Origin of the sequence: Pseudomonas sp. UC 17F4 (genome assembly GCF_900101695.1) — a bacterium.
Taxonomy (GTDB): Bacteria; Pseudomonadota; Gammaproteobacteria; order Pseudomonadales; family Pseudomonadaceae; genus Aquipseudomonas.
Genome location: NZ_FNKV01000001.1, coordinates 2903784 through 2916366 on the forward strand (window position 1 = coordinate 2903784; position 12583 = coordinate 2916366).

15 protein-coding genes are annotated in these 12583 nt (G+C 64.2%); 3 read left to right on the top strand and 12 right to left on the bottom strand.

What is annotated here, in order from left to right; genetic code table 11:
* Window positions 1-148: 148 nt before the first annotated feature.
* The 3 genes from BLR26_RS13385 to BLR26_RS13395 form a co-directional block, all read right to left on the bottom strand.
* Entirely contained in the window at window positions 149-2092 is a 1944-nt protein-coding gene (locus BLR26_RS13385; protein WP_093381258.1) for an autotransporter outer membrane beta-barrel domain-containing protein, read from the bottom strand.
* 108 nt (window positions 2093-2200) lie between these two features.
* The gene (locus BLR26_RS13390) at window positions 2201-2884 is read right to left on the bottom strand and encodes a TetR/AcrR family transcriptional regulator (RefSeq protein ID WP_093381261.1); all 684 of its coding nucleotides are present in this window, start codon (window positions 2882-2884) and stop codon (window positions 2201-2203) included.
* A gap of 106 nt (window positions 2885-2990) precedes the next feature.
* Window positions 2991-3410, bottom strand: a complete 420-nt coding sequence (locus BLR26_RS13395) for a heme-binding protein (protein WP_093381264.1) — start codon at window positions 3408-3410, stop codon at window positions 2991-2993.
* 230 nt (window positions 3411-3640) lie between these two features.
* Between BLR26_RS13395 and BLR26_RS13400 the strand changes: the two genes are divergently transcribed.
* Both BLR26_RS13400 and BLR26_RS13405 read left to right on the top strand, forming a co-directional pair.
* Window positions 3641-4252 (top strand): SCO family protein, encoded by a 612-nt coding sequence (locus BLR26_RS13400; RefSeq protein WP_038995914.1) that lies wholly within the window; start codon window positions 3641-3643, stop codon window positions 4250-4252.
* Complete coding sequence (locus BLR26_RS13405) at window positions 4252-4734, top strand: copper chaperone PCu(A)C (protein ID WP_093381268.1); 483 nt, start codon at window positions 4252-4254, stop codon at window positions 4732-4734. The genes BLR26_RS13400 and BLR26_RS13405 overlap by 1 nt, the downstream gene beginning before the upstream one ends.
* 77 nt (window positions 4735-4811) lie before the next feature.
* Here BLR26_RS13405 and BLR26_RS13410 read toward each other — a convergent pair whose 3' ends face one another.
* From BLR26_RS13410 to BLR26_RS13440, 7 genes are all read right to left on the bottom strand, one after another.
* Complete coding sequence (locus BLR26_RS13410) at window positions 4812-5339, bottom strand: cytochrome b/b6 domain-containing protein (RefSeq protein WP_093381271.1); 528 nt, start codon at window positions 5337-5339, stop codon at window positions 4812-4814.
* Between the two features lies 1 nt (window position 5340).
* Window positions 5341-5604 (bottom strand): PepSY domain-containing protein, encoded by a 264-nt coding sequence (locus tag BLR26_RS13415; RefSeq protein WP_045194315.1) that lies wholly within the window; start codon window positions 5602-5604, stop codon window positions 5341-5343.
* Window positions 5605-5645: 41 nt separating this feature from the next.
* Window positions 5646-6881: a glycolate oxidase subunit GlcF gene (gene glcF, locus BLR26_RS13420; protein WP_093381274.1), complete on the bottom strand. Its 1236-nt coding sequence runs from the start codon at window positions 6879-6881 to the stop codon at window positions 5646-5648.
* 3 nt (window positions 6882-6884) lie between these two features.
* Window positions 6885-7940 carry a glycolate oxidase subunit GlcE gene (gene glcE, locus BLR26_RS13425; RefSeq protein ID WP_093381277.1) on the bottom strand — a complete coding sequence of 352 codons (1056 nt, stop codon included), beginning with the start codon at window positions 7938-7940 and terminating at the stop codon, window positions 6885-6887.
* Complete coding sequence (gene glcD, locus BLR26_RS13430) at window positions 7940-9439, bottom strand: glycolate oxidase subunit GlcD (protein ID WP_093387457.1); 1500 nt, start codon at window positions 9437-9439, stop codon at window positions 7940-7942. Before glcD ends, glcE begins: the two co-directional genes overlap by 1 nt.
* 133 nt (window positions 9440-9572) lie before the next feature.
* Window positions 9573-9797 carry a hypothetical protein gene (locus BLR26_RS13435; protein ID WP_010222367.1) on the bottom strand — a complete coding sequence of 75 codons (225 nt, stop codon included), beginning with the start codon at window positions 9795-9797 and terminating at the stop codon, window positions 9573-9575.
* 62 nt (window positions 9798-9859) lie between these two features.
* Entirely contained in the window at window positions 9860-10435 is a 576-nt protein-coding gene (locus BLR26_RS13440) for an NADAR family protein (protein WP_093381281.1), read from the bottom strand.
* Window positions 10436-10661: 226 nt separating this feature from the next.
* Here BLR26_RS13440 and BLR26_RS13445 point away from each other — a divergent pair, with 226 nt between their 5' ends.
* On the top strand, window positions 10662-11834 hold the full coding sequence (locus BLR26_RS13445) for a sugar transporter (protein WP_093381284.1): 1173 nt from the start codon (window positions 10662-10664) through the stop codon (window positions 11832-11834).
* Between the two features lie 81 nt (window positions 11835-11915).
* Here BLR26_RS13445 and BLR26_RS13450 read toward each other — a convergent pair whose 3' ends face one another.
* Window positions 11916-12251, bottom strand: coding sequence for a hypothetical protein (locus BLR26_RS13450; protein ID WP_045194304.1), 336 nt, complete (start codon window positions 12249-12251; stop codon window positions 11916-11918).
* A gap of 1 nt (window position 12252) precedes the next feature.
* Window positions 12253-12513: a YceK/YidQ family lipoprotein gene (locus BLR26_RS13455; protein WP_309475560.1), complete on the bottom strand. Its 261-nt coding sequence runs from the start codon at window positions 12511-12513 to the stop codon at window positions 12253-12255.
* Window positions 12514-12583: the final 70 nt, after the last annotated feature.

Sequence of the window (12583 nt, forward strand, 5' to 3'; positions counted from 1 at the left end):
CCCGCGCAGGCCCTTCAATTTGTTTATTCCAAATTGTTAGATTGTTTTGTTATTTTTATATCCTTTTATTCCTTTGGGAGCGGGCTTGCCCCGCGATTGCGATATGACTGACAGACCGCTATCGCGGGGCAAGCCCGCTCCTACAGGGTTAAAACTGCCATTGCACGCCCAGCGAGTAGCCAGCCTGATTACCTTCGCTATGGGCAAAGCGGCTGTTGACCTCGGCAAACACCCCCAACTGCTCGGTGAACATCAACTGCGCGCCCACTTGCGCGCGACCAAAGTCCTTGTCGACGCTGCCCATGTCCGCTACCCGCACACGGCCGTCGGCATTGCTGGTGAGGTCGATCTCGTCCAGGCGGCCATCGGCCAGTTCGCGTACCCAGCGCACGCTGGCGTAGGGTTGCAGGGCCATGTTCGCCCCCAGGCCGACGCTGCCATGCAGGCGCCAGCCGAGGCTGGCTTCGAGGGCGTCGTAGTTCTGCTTTTCGTAGCCCAGGGCAGTGCGCAGGGCCTGGTCTTCGTGGAAGTCATCGATGCGATAGTGCATGTAGTCCAGGCCCGCCACCGGGCCGGTCTTCAAGGCGCCGAAGCTGAAGTCGTAGCCGCCGTCGAGCCGCGCGCCCCAGAACCACGCCGAGGTGTCGCCGGACAGGCGCTGGTCGAGCAGCACCGGGCCGTTGCTGGCCTGGATGTACACCGAGCGCTTGGTATCAAAGCTTGTATGCCCGGCGCTCAGCTCGCCGGCCAGCCATTGCGGGCCGCCGTCGTTGAGCAGGGCAAACAGCCCGGCCTGCCAGGCGTCGCCTTCGATGCGCCCGCCGTGGTCGAGGGCGTCGCGGCTGCGCTGGAAGCTCAGGCTGGCACCGACAGTCAGGGCGTCATTGAGACGGTAATCGCCAACGCCATAAACGCCCACGCGTTTCGACTCGGGGTTGCCCGGCGCATCGAAACCGCTGTCTGGCGAAACTTCGCCTTCGACACCCACTTCACCATCAAAGCTGCCGACCGCCCGTGTGGCGTCCAGCAGGCTCAGCCAGCGGCGGTCATGCAGGCGGGTCAGGGCCTGGTGCTGGCGTTGCAACTGGTCTTCCATCTGCCGCGCCATGGCGCCGCCGGAGGCGGTAGAGGCGAGCAGGTCGGCGTTGGTCAGTTCCAGCACCAGGCGTGTCAGCAACCGCGAGAAGTCGCTCAGGCGCTGGTCGATGCGCTGCTGGCCGAAGGCGTTGGTCAGCACTTGCTGGTTGTCTTCAGCCGGGTCGTGCCAGGTCGAGCCGCCGGGGATCGCCGGGTTGTCGGTCTGCTCGTAGCCGTCCAGTTCACCCAGCTCCCAATTGGTGGCCTCGATGAACAGCACCGGCACGTTGAGGCTGTTGAAGCTTTCGCCGTCGCTGCAGCAGCCGGTGCCGGCCGGGTATTCGGGGTTCAGGCCGGGGTTGGTGAACAGCGCGATGTTCATCTCCTGGGCGATGCGCAGCAACTGGTCGCGGTAGGCGCCCAGGGCCGGGTTGGCGATGCTGTTGCTGGCGGCGTGGGCGTACATCTTGTCGCCGGTGATCAGGCTGTCGAGGTTGATCATGCCCAACAGGTTGGCGCGCTGGCTGTCGCTCAATGACGCGACATAGGCGCGCGAACCGCGCAGGCCTTCTTCTTCGGCACCAAAACCGACCACTTCCAGGCCGTTCTCCAGGGCCACGCCGCCCAGGTTGCGGGCGATCTCGGTGAGCACGGCGGCGCCCGAGGCGTTGTCGTCCAGGCCTTGCAGGGTTGGGCGGCCGAAGTAGGTGTCGTAGTGGGCGCCGAGCACCACGTAGGTGCTGTTCTGGCCCGCGGCGGAGGCGATGACGTTCTGCGAACTGCGGTTGCCGGCCCAGGTGAAGTCCTGGCGGCGGGTCTGGTAGCCGAAGCCCAGTTGCGTTTGCATCAGGGCGGTAGCACCTTCGAAACTGGCGGTACCGCGGTAACGTCCGGGGTAGTCGTTGATCAGACGGTCCAGGGTCTGCCCGGCATATTGCCCATATTCATAGGCGCTGGCGCCGGAGGACAACATTGCACAACCCAGGCTTACAGCGACTGCTAACGGTTTGAACACGGCACTTTTCCTTATGTGTCGTTACGAAAGGCGCATCATAGGATGCGTCGCCTCGCAGTAAGCAGGATGTGTACCGTTTTGTGACTGATGTAGGAAATTTATCCGGTTTTAGGCGTTTATCACTCCACGCAGCAACAGTTGCGTGAGGGTCTGCGCGCCCGCTTCCAGCTCGCTCTCGTTGATCTTGCCGACACCGCCGGCCATCAGTTGCGAGCCGAAATTAGCGTAGGCCAGGGTGGTTGCCCACAGGCTGATCAGCAGGTGCTGCGGGTCGAGCGCCGCCAACTGGCCACGGGCAATCCACTGGCGCAGGCAATCGAGGCTGCGCTCGACCTCACCCTGCAGATGTTCGATATGGCTGCCAGGCAACTGCCGCGCGCCGTGCAGCAATTCAGCCGCCAGCACTTTCGCCGCCCAGGGCTGCTTGCGGATCAGCCGCAGGTTGGCGCGGATCATGCCGCCCAGGGCGGGGCCGGGTTCGCTGTCGGGCTGCAGCAGGGCGAAAGCCTGCAGGTAGGGCACGGCGACCATCTCCAGCACCTGCTGGTAGAGGTTCTGCTTGGAGCTGAAGTAGTAGTTGATATTGGCCTTGGGCAGCCCGCTCGAGCGCGCCACATCGCCAATGGTGGTGGCGGCGAAACCCTTGCAGGCAAAGCTTCTGGCCGCCTCGCGCAGGATCCGCGCACGGTTGCGCCGCCCGGTACTGTTGGGCTTGATCGGTGCCGGGCTGGCCGGCTCGTAGACCTCGAGGTGCGAAGGGTCAGGGGCGCCCGGGTAACTTGACTGGTCCATCTGCGGCCTGCTGATCGCGTACAATTTTCGTAATATACAAAATTATATAGCGATAGGCGCAGGCTTTCCCAGTCAGGCGACCGTGGCGAAAAAAATCGAGGGGGTTTTAGCTGCCCAGGGTCGCCAGCAACGCGGCGATCGCCACCTTGGCCACCTGCGCATCCTGCTCCGACCTGACCCCGGAAACACCCACCGCGCCGATCACCTGACCGTCCACCCGCAGCGGCACGCCGCCTTCGAGGGTGGCGTTGAGCACTGGCACCGAGAGAAAGGCCGTTCGCCCGCCGTTGATGATGTCTTCATAGACCTTGCTGTCCTTGCGCCCCAGAGCCGCGGTGCGGGCTTTTTCCTGGGCGATGTAGGCGCTGATCGGCGGGCAGCCGTCCAGGCGTTCGAGGGCCAGCGGGTGGCCGCCGTCATCGACCACGGCGATGCTTACCGGCCACTGGTTGGCCTGGGCTTCGACGCGGGCGGCGGCAAGCAGTTGCGCGACTTCGTGTTGGGTCAGTACGGCCTTGCTGAGCATGGGGAGGGCTCCACGAGTGAGAGGCGAGCAGGATGCGTCATTACTACCGTAGACGTTGCCGGATGTTTCTTGTCACTGCCTGCGACAACAGGCCGCACCCCGTAATTACTGGGATACAGACGTACGGGGCGCTGCGCGCTGGAACCTGCGTCCGCCACCATGACAAAATGCGAAGGTTTCTCGACATGCCCTCTATCCAGGGGCTGGCACCTTCCCGAAAGGATGGTTACATGACTGATTTACTGACCCGGCGCCAGGTTGTTGCCGGGATCAGCCTGCTGGGCCTCGGCGCCCTTGCAGGTTGCGACCCCCGTTCCGGAGGCGCGCTGGACTTCAAGTACGGCAAGGACATGAGCAACAAGATCCTCGGCCGTTCGTTCAAGCTCAAGGATACCCAAGGCAACGTCCGTACCCTCTCGAGTTTCTGGGGTTCGATGCCGATGGTGTTCTTCGGTTTCACCCAGTGCCCGGCGGTGTGCCCGACCACCCTGGCGCGCGCGGTGCAGATCAAGAAGCTGATGGGCCGCGATGCAGGCTTTTTGCAGGTGGTGTTCATCAGCCTCGACCCCGAGCGCGATACCCCCGAGGTGCTCGACGCCTACGTCAAGGCCTTCGACCCCTCGTTCGTGGCGTTGTCCGGCACCCTCGAAGAAACCGCGGCAGCCGCCCGCGAGTTCGGTGTGTTCTACGAGAAGGTGCCAGCCGGCGATACCTATACCATCTCGCACACCTCGACCAGCTACGTCTTCGATTCCCGCGGCCAGCTGCGCCTGGGCCTGTCCCATTCGCTCAATGCAAAAGAGTGCGCAGAAGACCTGCTCACTGTCATGGAGGTGTGTTAATGCTTCGCAACCCTGTCAAACGTACCCTGGCCGCGCTGGCCCTGATCGGCCTGGCCCTGCCGGCCATGGCCGAAACCACCGTCAGCGACGCCTGGGCGCGTGCTACCGTGCCCAACCAGAAGTCCAGCGGTGCTTTCATGACCCTTACCGCCAGCACCGACAGCAAGCTGCTCAGCGTCGCCTCGCCGGTGGCCAGGACCGTGCAGGTGCACCAGATGACCATGGAAAACGACGTGATGAAAATGGGCGAGGTCGACAGCCTGCCGCTGCCGGCCGGCAAGGCGGTGAGCCTTGACCCCAACGGTTATCACGTGATGCTCATGGACCTCAACCAGCAACTCAAGGAAGGCGAGCACGTGCCGCTGACCCTGGTGGTCGAGGATGCCAAGGGCGTCAAGCAGCGCATTGAAGTGAACGCGCCGGTGCGGGCGTTGAATGCGCAAGCCATGCATGGGCATGATCATCAGCCTATGCAGCACTGATAGAGGGCTGCTGCGCAGCCCATCGCTGGCAAGCCAGTTCCACAGTTCGGTGGGTGCTGGCTTGACCCGCGATCGTTTCAGCGCCGCCGGCGCCTGCCGGTGACCATCGACAGCGGCAGGTTCTCCTTCAGCCGCCAGCTCTCGAACAGCGCCGCCGCAATGTGCAGGCACACCAGCGCCAACAGGGCATCGGCCATCAACTCGTGAATATCGCGCAGGCCGTCGTCGCCCCAGAAGTAGTAGATCTCTTCCATCATGAAGCCGCTGACGCCAAGGCCGGCCATCAGCAGCAACATCAGCACCATCACCAGCGCGCCCAACGGCGAATGGCCGAGGCGGTGGTAGTCTTGGCCGCTGAACAGGGCCTGCAAGTGCCACTTCAAGCGCGTGGGCGTTGGCCAGAAGTGCGCCCAGCGCGCCGCCGGGCTGCCGACAAAGCCCCAGACACTGCGCAGCAGTACGATCGTCAGGCCGTAATAGCCCAGCCAGCGGTGCCAGCCATCGCCTTCTTCGGTGAGAAAATAGCCGCCGACAAACACCACCACCAGCGACCAGTGGCACACGCGCACCAGTGGGTCCCAGAGGCGCAGGCTATCGTCGCTCACCTCAGTCGATCTCTTCCTTGACCTTCTTGCCGGTGACCGGGTCGAAGTAGATCTCGACTTTTTTACCGTCTTTGTTCTTGCCGTAGATCTCGTAGCAATTGCCCTTGGTGACCTTGAACTCCTTGATCTCGTAGCCCTGCTTTTTCAGTTCTTCCTGAAAGTTGTTCTGGTCCTGCCATTGGTTCTTTTCAGCAGTGCTGCATTCGGTCTTGGCCAGGACGGCGGGGCTGATGACCAGCAGTGAGACAAGCAGAAGATGACGCATGACGAGTCCTCGGGTTGTCGAACAGGGGTGCCCGTTTGAGCTTATGCCAGGCTTGGCGACTTCGCTAGCGCCTCGTCCACCAGCTCGATCCAGTGCCGCACCGGGGTGCGCCCGGCGCCATCGAGGTGGGTCTGGCAGCCGATATTGGCGCTGACGATGACATCCGGCCGGCCGCTTTCCAGGGCATCGAGCTTGTTGTCGCGCAGTTCCCTGGCCAGTTGCGGCTGGGTCAGCGAATAGGTGCCCGCCGAGCCGCAGCACAGGTGGCCGTCGGGCACATTGCTGAGGTTGAAACCCAGGCGCTTGAGCAGGGCCTCGACGCTGCCGCCAAGCTTCTGCGCATGCTGCAGGCTGCACGGGCAATGCACCGCCAGCAGCTGGCCGCTGTGGCAGGCCAGTTTATCCAGGGGCTCGGCCGCGACGACCTCGACCAGGTCCCTGGCCAGTTCGCTGACCCGCCGGGCTTTGCTTGCGTACTGCCCATCGCCGTGCAGCAGCTTGGCGTAGTCCTTGACGAAGGCGCCGCAACCGCTGGCGGTTTGCACGATGGCTTCGGCGCCGGCCTCGATGGCCGGCCACCAGGCGTCGATGTTGTGCCGGGCGCGTTCAAGGCCACGGGCTTGGGCATCGAGGTGATAGTCGACAGCGCCACAGCAGCCGGCTTGGGGCGTGGCGGTAACGCTGATACCCAGGCGATCGAGCACCCGCGCCGTGGCGGCATTGGTGTTGGGCGACAGGCCCGGTTGCACGCAGCCTTCAAGCAGCAGTACCCGTCGCTCATGGTGCGCTTGCGGGCGCGCCTGGGCCGTGGCTGCCGAGCGCGGCAGCTTGGCCTTGAGCGCTGCCGGCAGCAGGCTGTCGACGCTGCGCCCCAGTTGCACCAGGCGCTTGAACGCTGTCGGGTGGCTGGCCAGGTTACGCAGGCCGCTGCGCAAGGCCCGCTGCAGCGGCGGGCGGGCCACCGCCTGGTCGACCACGGCGCGGCCGATGTCCAGCAGGTTGTGGTAATCGACCCCGGACGGGCAGGTGGTTTCGCAGTTGCGGCACGACAGGCAGCGGTCCAGGTGCAGTTGGGTCTTGGCGCTGGCCGGCTGGCCTTCGAGCACCTGCTTGATCAGGTAGATGCGCCCGCGCGGGCCGTCCAGTTCGTCGCCGAGCAACTGGTAGGTCGGGCAGGTGGCGTTGCAAAAGCCGCAGTGCACGCAACTGCGCAGGATGCGCTCGGCCTCTTCGGCGCGGGCCAGACGTTTGGCGGCATCGCTCAGGGTGGTTTGCATGGCTCAGATCTCCGCGTACATCCGCCCGGGGTTGAAGATCCCTTGCGGGTCGAGGCGCTGCTTGAGTTGTTGGTGATAGCGCAGCAAGGCCGCGGGTAGCGGCTGGAACGGGCTGTCGCTGGCGCTGTAGCAGGTGGCATGGCCGCCCAGTCGGCTTGCAGCCGCGCGAATGGCCTCGGCCGGGGCCTCGGACTTGAGCCAGCGCTGGGCACCGGCCCAGTCCAGCAGTTGCTCGCCGGGCAGCTCCAGCAGCGGGCTGTGGTTGGGCAAGGATATGCGCCACAGCGGGCGCGGGTCGGCGAAAAACCCCAGGCGCTGGTGGTTCAGGTCTTGCCACCAGCAAGCCTTGAAGCGCTCGCCGCCGAGCCGGTCGCGGGCGGCCTTGACCGAACCTTCACCGCCTTCAAGGCGCAGGCGCAACACATTGCCGTCATGGCAGGCGGCGCTGATCGGCAGCGGTTGCTGGCCCCATTGCGCCAGTTTCAGCAGGGCTTGCTGCGGGTCGAGCTGCAGGGCGATGTGCGCGTCGCAGCGCGGCTTGGGCAGTACTTTCAGTGACACCTCGCTGATCAACCCCAGGCAGCCGAAGCTGCCGGCCATCAGTCGCGACAGGTCGTAGCCGGCGACGTTCTTCATCACCTCGCCGGCAAAACGCAGGTGCAGGCCCAGGCCGCTGATCACCCGGGTGCCGAGCACGTAGTCGCGAACCGAGCCGGCCCAGGGCCGGCGCGGCCCCGACAGCCCGGCAGCGAGCATGCCGCCGAGGGTGGCGCCGTCGTCACTGTGCGGCGGCTCGCAGGGCAGCATCTGCCCGGCGGCCTCAAGCGTCGCCGTCAATTCCGTCAGCGGCGTGCCGGCGCGGGCGGTGATCACCAGCTCCGTCGGGTCGTAGTTGACGATGCCGCGGTGCTCGCGGGTATCGAGCTCGATCCCGGCTACCGGGCGGCCGAGATAAGCCTTGCTGGCGCCGCCTCGAATGCGCAAGGGCGTGCCCTCGGCGCGGGCCTGGTTGACCTGTTCGAGCAGCGCCTGGCTGGCATCGTTGTTGTGCGCCAGCATCAGAAGCGCTCCAGCTCGGGGAAGGGCAGTTGCCCGGCGTGCACATGCATGGCGCCAAACTCGGCGCAGCGCTGCAGGGTCGGGATGTTCTTGCCGGGGTTGAGCAAGCGATGGGGGTCGAAGGCCGCCTTGACTGCGTGAAACAGGGTCAGCTCGTCGCTGCTGAACTGCGCGCACATCTGGTTGATCTTCTCGCGGCCGACGCCATGCTCGCCGGTGATGCTGCCGCCGACACTCACGCACAGTTCGAGAATCTCGCCGCCAAAGGCTTCGGCGCGCTCCAGCTCGCCGGGCTGGTTGGCATCGAAGAGGATCAGCGGGTGCATGTTGCCGTCGCCGGCATGAAAGACGTTGGCCACCCGCAGATCGTATTTATGCGATAGCGCGGCGATGCGTTGCAGCACATGGGGCAACTCGCGGCGTGGGATGGTGCCGTCCATGCAGTAATAATCGGCTGAAATTCGCCCGACCGCCGGAAAGGCGTTCTTGCGCCCGGCCCAGAACTTCACCCGCTCCACCTCGTCACGGGCCTGGCGTACTTCGCTGGCACCGGCCTGTTCGAACAGGGTACGTACCCGCTCGCAATCGTCGTGCACATCGGCTTCGACGCCATCCAGCTCGCACAGCAGAATCGCCTCGGCGTCGACCGGGTAGCCGGCATGAATGAAGTCTTCAGCGGCGCGGATCGCCAGGTTGTCCATCATCTCCAGGCCACCGGGAATGATCCCGGCAGCGATGATGTCGCCAACCGCGCGCCCGGCTTTTTCCACCGAGTCGAAAGCCGCCAGCAGCACCTTGGCCACCTGCGGCCTGGGCAGCAGCTTGACCGTTACTTCGGTGATGATCCCGAGCATGCCTTCGGAGCCGGTGAACAGCGCCAGCAGGTCAAAGCCCGGGGCATCGAGGCTGTCGGCGCCGAGGGTCAGGCATTCGCCTTCAACGGTAAGGATCTCGACCTTGAGCAGGTTGTGCACGGTCAGGCCATATTTCAGGCAGTGCACGCCGCCGGCATTTTCGGCGACGTTGCCACCGATCGAGCAGGCGATCTGCGACGACGGGTCGGGTGCGTAGTACAGCTCATAAGGCGCGGCGGCCTGGGAGATCGCCAGGTTGCGCACCCCCGGCTGCACCCGCGCGGTGCGCGCGGCGGGGTCAATGGCGAGGATCTTGTTGAAGCGCGCCATCACCAGCAGCACGCCTTTTTCCAGGGGCAGGGCGCCGCCCGACAGGCCAGTGCCGGCGCCACGGGCGACCACCGGCACCTTGCGGGCAAAACACAGCCTGAGGATGCCTTGCACCTGCTCGAGGGTATGCGGCAGCAACACCAGCAGCGGCAGTGTGCGGTAGGCCGAGAGGCCATCGCATTCGTAGGGCTTGAGGTCTTCCTCGGCGTGGAGGATATCGAGATCGGGCAGTTGTGCCTGCAAGGCCTGCAGCAGCGCCTGCTTGTCGACGGCGGGCAGGGCACCATCGACGTTTTCGTCGTAAAGGATATTCATTGACAGCCAGTCACCGGAATGTGCCAGAAGTTGCTGGAAATCGTAGACGATAAACAGCACCTGGCACTGGCGACCCAGGCTCTTGGGCGATTGACCTCACGCGTGTCGCGCACCCGCCACCCGCCTTTGCGGGCTAGCGGAAACGCGGCAGCGGGCGTTCGACGCTCAGCGAGGTGAGGGTTTTTCTGACCAGCTGATCATCGGCTTCGACGGCCTTGAGGGTGTCGCGGATCTTGCCGGCCACCGGCACATCGCCCTGGCGGTCGATCCAGTCGGCAATCTCCTTGCACGCCGAAGCGAGCCGGGCCTGGCGCTGGTTGATCAGGTTAAGGGCTGTGGTGATCTCTTTATCGGACATGAGGGAATCCTCCATCTGCGCGAATAAAGTGTAGCAGCGCAGAAAAATCCTGCGCTGGGCCCTCAGCCAGCCAGGCGCTCGCGCACCCGCATCAGCGCATAACCGAGCAGGTTCAGCCCTTGCCACTGGCGTGGATCGGCCGCTTGCGCGGCCTTGGCGTCCAGGCCGATGCCCCAGATGCTGTCCACCGGGCTGGCCTCGACCAGCACCTGGCCGGCGGTAGAGAGTAGAAATGTGCGCAGCCCCGGGTTCTGTTCGAACTTGAGCAGGTTGGCCTGCTCGACGATCGCCGAGCGCTCGGCCACCCAGGCGGCGTCATCGTAGCCGGCGACTTCGCGGCCCAGCTTCTTGGCCTCGGCCGGCGTGCGCGCGGCGAGAATTTTCGCCAACGTTGCCTGGTCGTCGAACAGCCGCGCCTTGCCGGCCATCATGTAGTGCTCGGCGCTGGGGTAGTGGAGGCCTTGCTCTTTGAAGCCGGCCTCGAACCACTGGCTGAAGCAGCTTTTGTCCGGCTTGCCCTCGACCTTTTGCCGGTGGCCCCAGAAGTACAGGTACTGCGGCGCCAGGCCCTGGTCGATAGCGCCGATCAGGCTGTCATTGTCGAGGATGTTGGCCAAAGCCTGGGAGGGTTGCGACATAGCGGGGAGTCTTCCATGAACGAATCGGGCCATGGTACTCCACGCCCGCGCGGTTGTGACAGCTTCGGTGCTGACGTACTATCCTTGCCAGCAAGCGATACCCCGCATACTTATAAATCATTCCTCAGCGCACACGCTTCACTCAGGCCCGACCGGCATGAGTGTCTGGCGCTGGGCGCGTTTTCGTTCCCGGCAACCGCAAACGACTCGGAGCAAGGCTTTACTCATGAATACATCCGTGGATGCGCGAACCGGCAGTTGGCTGAGTGTCATCGCCCTGGCCCTGGCGGCCTTCATTTTCAACACCACTGAATTCGTCCCGGTGGCGCTGCTCAGCGACATCGGCCGCAGCTTCGACATGTCCACCGCCCAGGTCGGCCTGATGCTGACCATCTATGCCTGGGTGGTGGCCCTGGCCTCGCTGCCGATGATGCTGCTGACCCGCAATATCGAGCGGCGCAAGTTGCTGATCATCGTCTTTGCCTTGTTCATCCTCAGCCATTTGCTTTCGGGGGTGGCGCAGAGCTTTGGCATGCTGCTGGTCAGCCGTATCGGCATCGCCCTGGCCCATGCGGTGTTCTGGGCCATTACTGCCTCGCTGGCAGTGCGCGTAGCGCCGCCGGGGCAACAGGCCAAGGCCCTGGGGCTGCTGGCAACCGGTACCACCCTGGCGATGGTCATGGGCATTCCGCTGGGGCGGGTGGTGGGCGAGGCCCTGGGTTGGCGCACCACCTTCCTGGCGATTGCCGGGGTGGCCTTGGCAACCTTGTTGTGCCTGGTCAAATCGCTGCCGCTGCTGCCGAGCCAGAACTCCGGCTCGTTGCGCAGCGTACCGGTGCTGTTCAAGCGCCCGGCGCTGGTCACCGTGTATGTGCTGGTGGCGCTGGTGATTGCCGCGCAGTTCACTGCCTACAGTTACATCGAGCCGTTTGCCCTGAACGTCGCGCAGATCGGCGGCGAACTGACCACCGTGCTGCTGTTGCTGTTTGGCGGCGCCGGGGTGTTCGGCTCGGTGCTGTTCAGCCGCTACAGCGAGCGATTCCCGCAGGGCTTTCTGATCGGCGCGATCGCCATGCTGGCGACCTGTCTGCTGCTGTTGCTGCCGTTGGCCGGCGACTTCAGCCTGCTGGGTACCTTGAGCGTGTTCTGGGGTGTGTCGATCATGTGCTTCAGCCTGGCGTTGCAGTCCAAGGTGCTGATCCTCGCCTCGGACGCCACCGACGTGGCCATGGCCATGTTCTCCGGCATTTATAACATCGGCATTGGTGCCGGGGCGCTGATCGGCAGCCTGGTCAGCGTGCACATGGGCCTGGGTAACATCGGCTATGTCGGCGGATCGCTGGCCCTGGCGGGGTTGCTGTTGTGCGGGGTGACGACCTACAGGTTTGCCCGCGCCTAGGGGCTGCGTTGCAGCCCATCGCCGGCAAGCCAGCTCCCACACGGACTGCGCAAAACCTGCGGGAGCGGGCTTGCCCCGCGATCAATCGCGAATCTTCAGCAGCCCATCGCAGCCCAGGCAACGCACCTTTTTCAGCTTGCGCACTTCGCTGAAGCCGACCCGGCGTGACAGCGCGGTGCCAACCTCATCCTTGTACAAGTGCATCATCGCTGCGTTGCACAGTGGGCAGCGTACCAGCATCGACAACGGAAAGGTCAGGCAGCCAAGGCCCAGAACCACCAGGATAATGGTGGTGCCCAGGCTTTTCGGCATCCAGTCGAACAGGGTCAGCACCATCAGCGGCGCGCCGATATAGATGATGAAGTCATTGATGTAGATATTCAGAAACGCCACGCGGCGGTAGTCGAGCTGGGGCATTTCAGTTCATCGAGTCATAGGGCAGCAGGGCGGTGTCGACCACCATGTCCGCCGGCAGGGTGACAATCGCAGCCACCGGGCAGACGATGGTCACCCAGCAGAATATCGTTGAATAACCTTCGTAGCCGCTGGCGCCAATCGTGGTCAGTAACTGGACGTTGGCCTGGGTGCCTTTGTAGTAGTCGCCGCTGCCGTAGCTGTTGGAGCCGCGCGCAAGAAAAGTGCCGCAACTGGCCAGGAGCAGGGTCGAGGCCAGGAGCAAAGAGGTGAGGATTCTGATGATGCCATTCCTTAGCAGATAGAGAGGCGAAACCTGCGCGCATTCTCGCACA

Bases quoted from the DNA above. Each gene is read 5' to 3' on its own strand.
- BLR26_RS13445 (WP_093381284.1), top strand. From the start codon at position 10,662: ATGAATACATCCGTGGATGCGCGAACCGGCAGTTGGCTGAGTGTCATC.
- BLR26_RS13395 (WP_093381264.1), bottom strand. From the start codon at position 3,410: ATGCTCAGCAAGGCCGTACTGACCCAACACGAAGTCGCGCAACTGCTT.
- BLR26_RS13405 (WP_093381268.1), top strand. From the start codon at position 4,252: ATGCTTCGCAACCCTGTCAAACGTACCCTGGCCGCGCTGGCCCTGATC.
- glcE (WP_093381277.1), bottom strand. From the start codon at position 7,940: ATGCTGGCGCACAACAACGATGCCAGCCAGGCGCTGCTCGAACAGGTC.
- BLR26_RS13415 (WP_045194315.1), bottom strand. From the start codon at position 5,604: ATGCGTCATCTTCTGCTTGTCTCACTGCTGGTCATCAGCCCCGCCGTC.
- BLR26_RS13440 (WP_093381281.1), bottom strand. From the start codon at position 10,435: ATGTCGCAACCCTCCCAGGCTTTGGCCAACATCCTCGACAATGACAGC.
- BLR26_RS13400 (WP_038995914.1), top strand. From the start codon at position 3,641: ATGACTGATTTACTGACCCGGCGCCAGGTTGTTGCCGGGATCAGCCTG.
- BLR26_RS13435 (WP_010222367.1), bottom strand. From the start codon at position 9,797: ATGTCCGATAAAGAGATCACCACAGCCCTTAACCTGATCAACCAGCGC.
- glcF (WP_093381274.1), bottom strand. From the start codon at position 6,881: ATGCAAACCACCCTGAGCGATGCCGCCAAACGTCTGGCCCGCGCCGAA.
- BLR26_RS13450 (WP_045194304.1), bottom strand. From the start codon at position 12,251: ATGCCCCAGCTCGACTACCGCCGCGTGGCGTTTCTGAATATCTACATC.
- glcD (WP_093387457.1), bottom strand. From the start codon at position 9,439: ATGAATATCCTTTACGACGAAAACGTCGATGGTGCCCTGCCCGCCGTC.
- BLR26_RS13390 (WP_093381261.1), bottom strand. From the start codon at position 2,884: ATGGACCAGTCAAGTTACCCGGGCGCCCCTGACCCTTCGCACCTCGAG.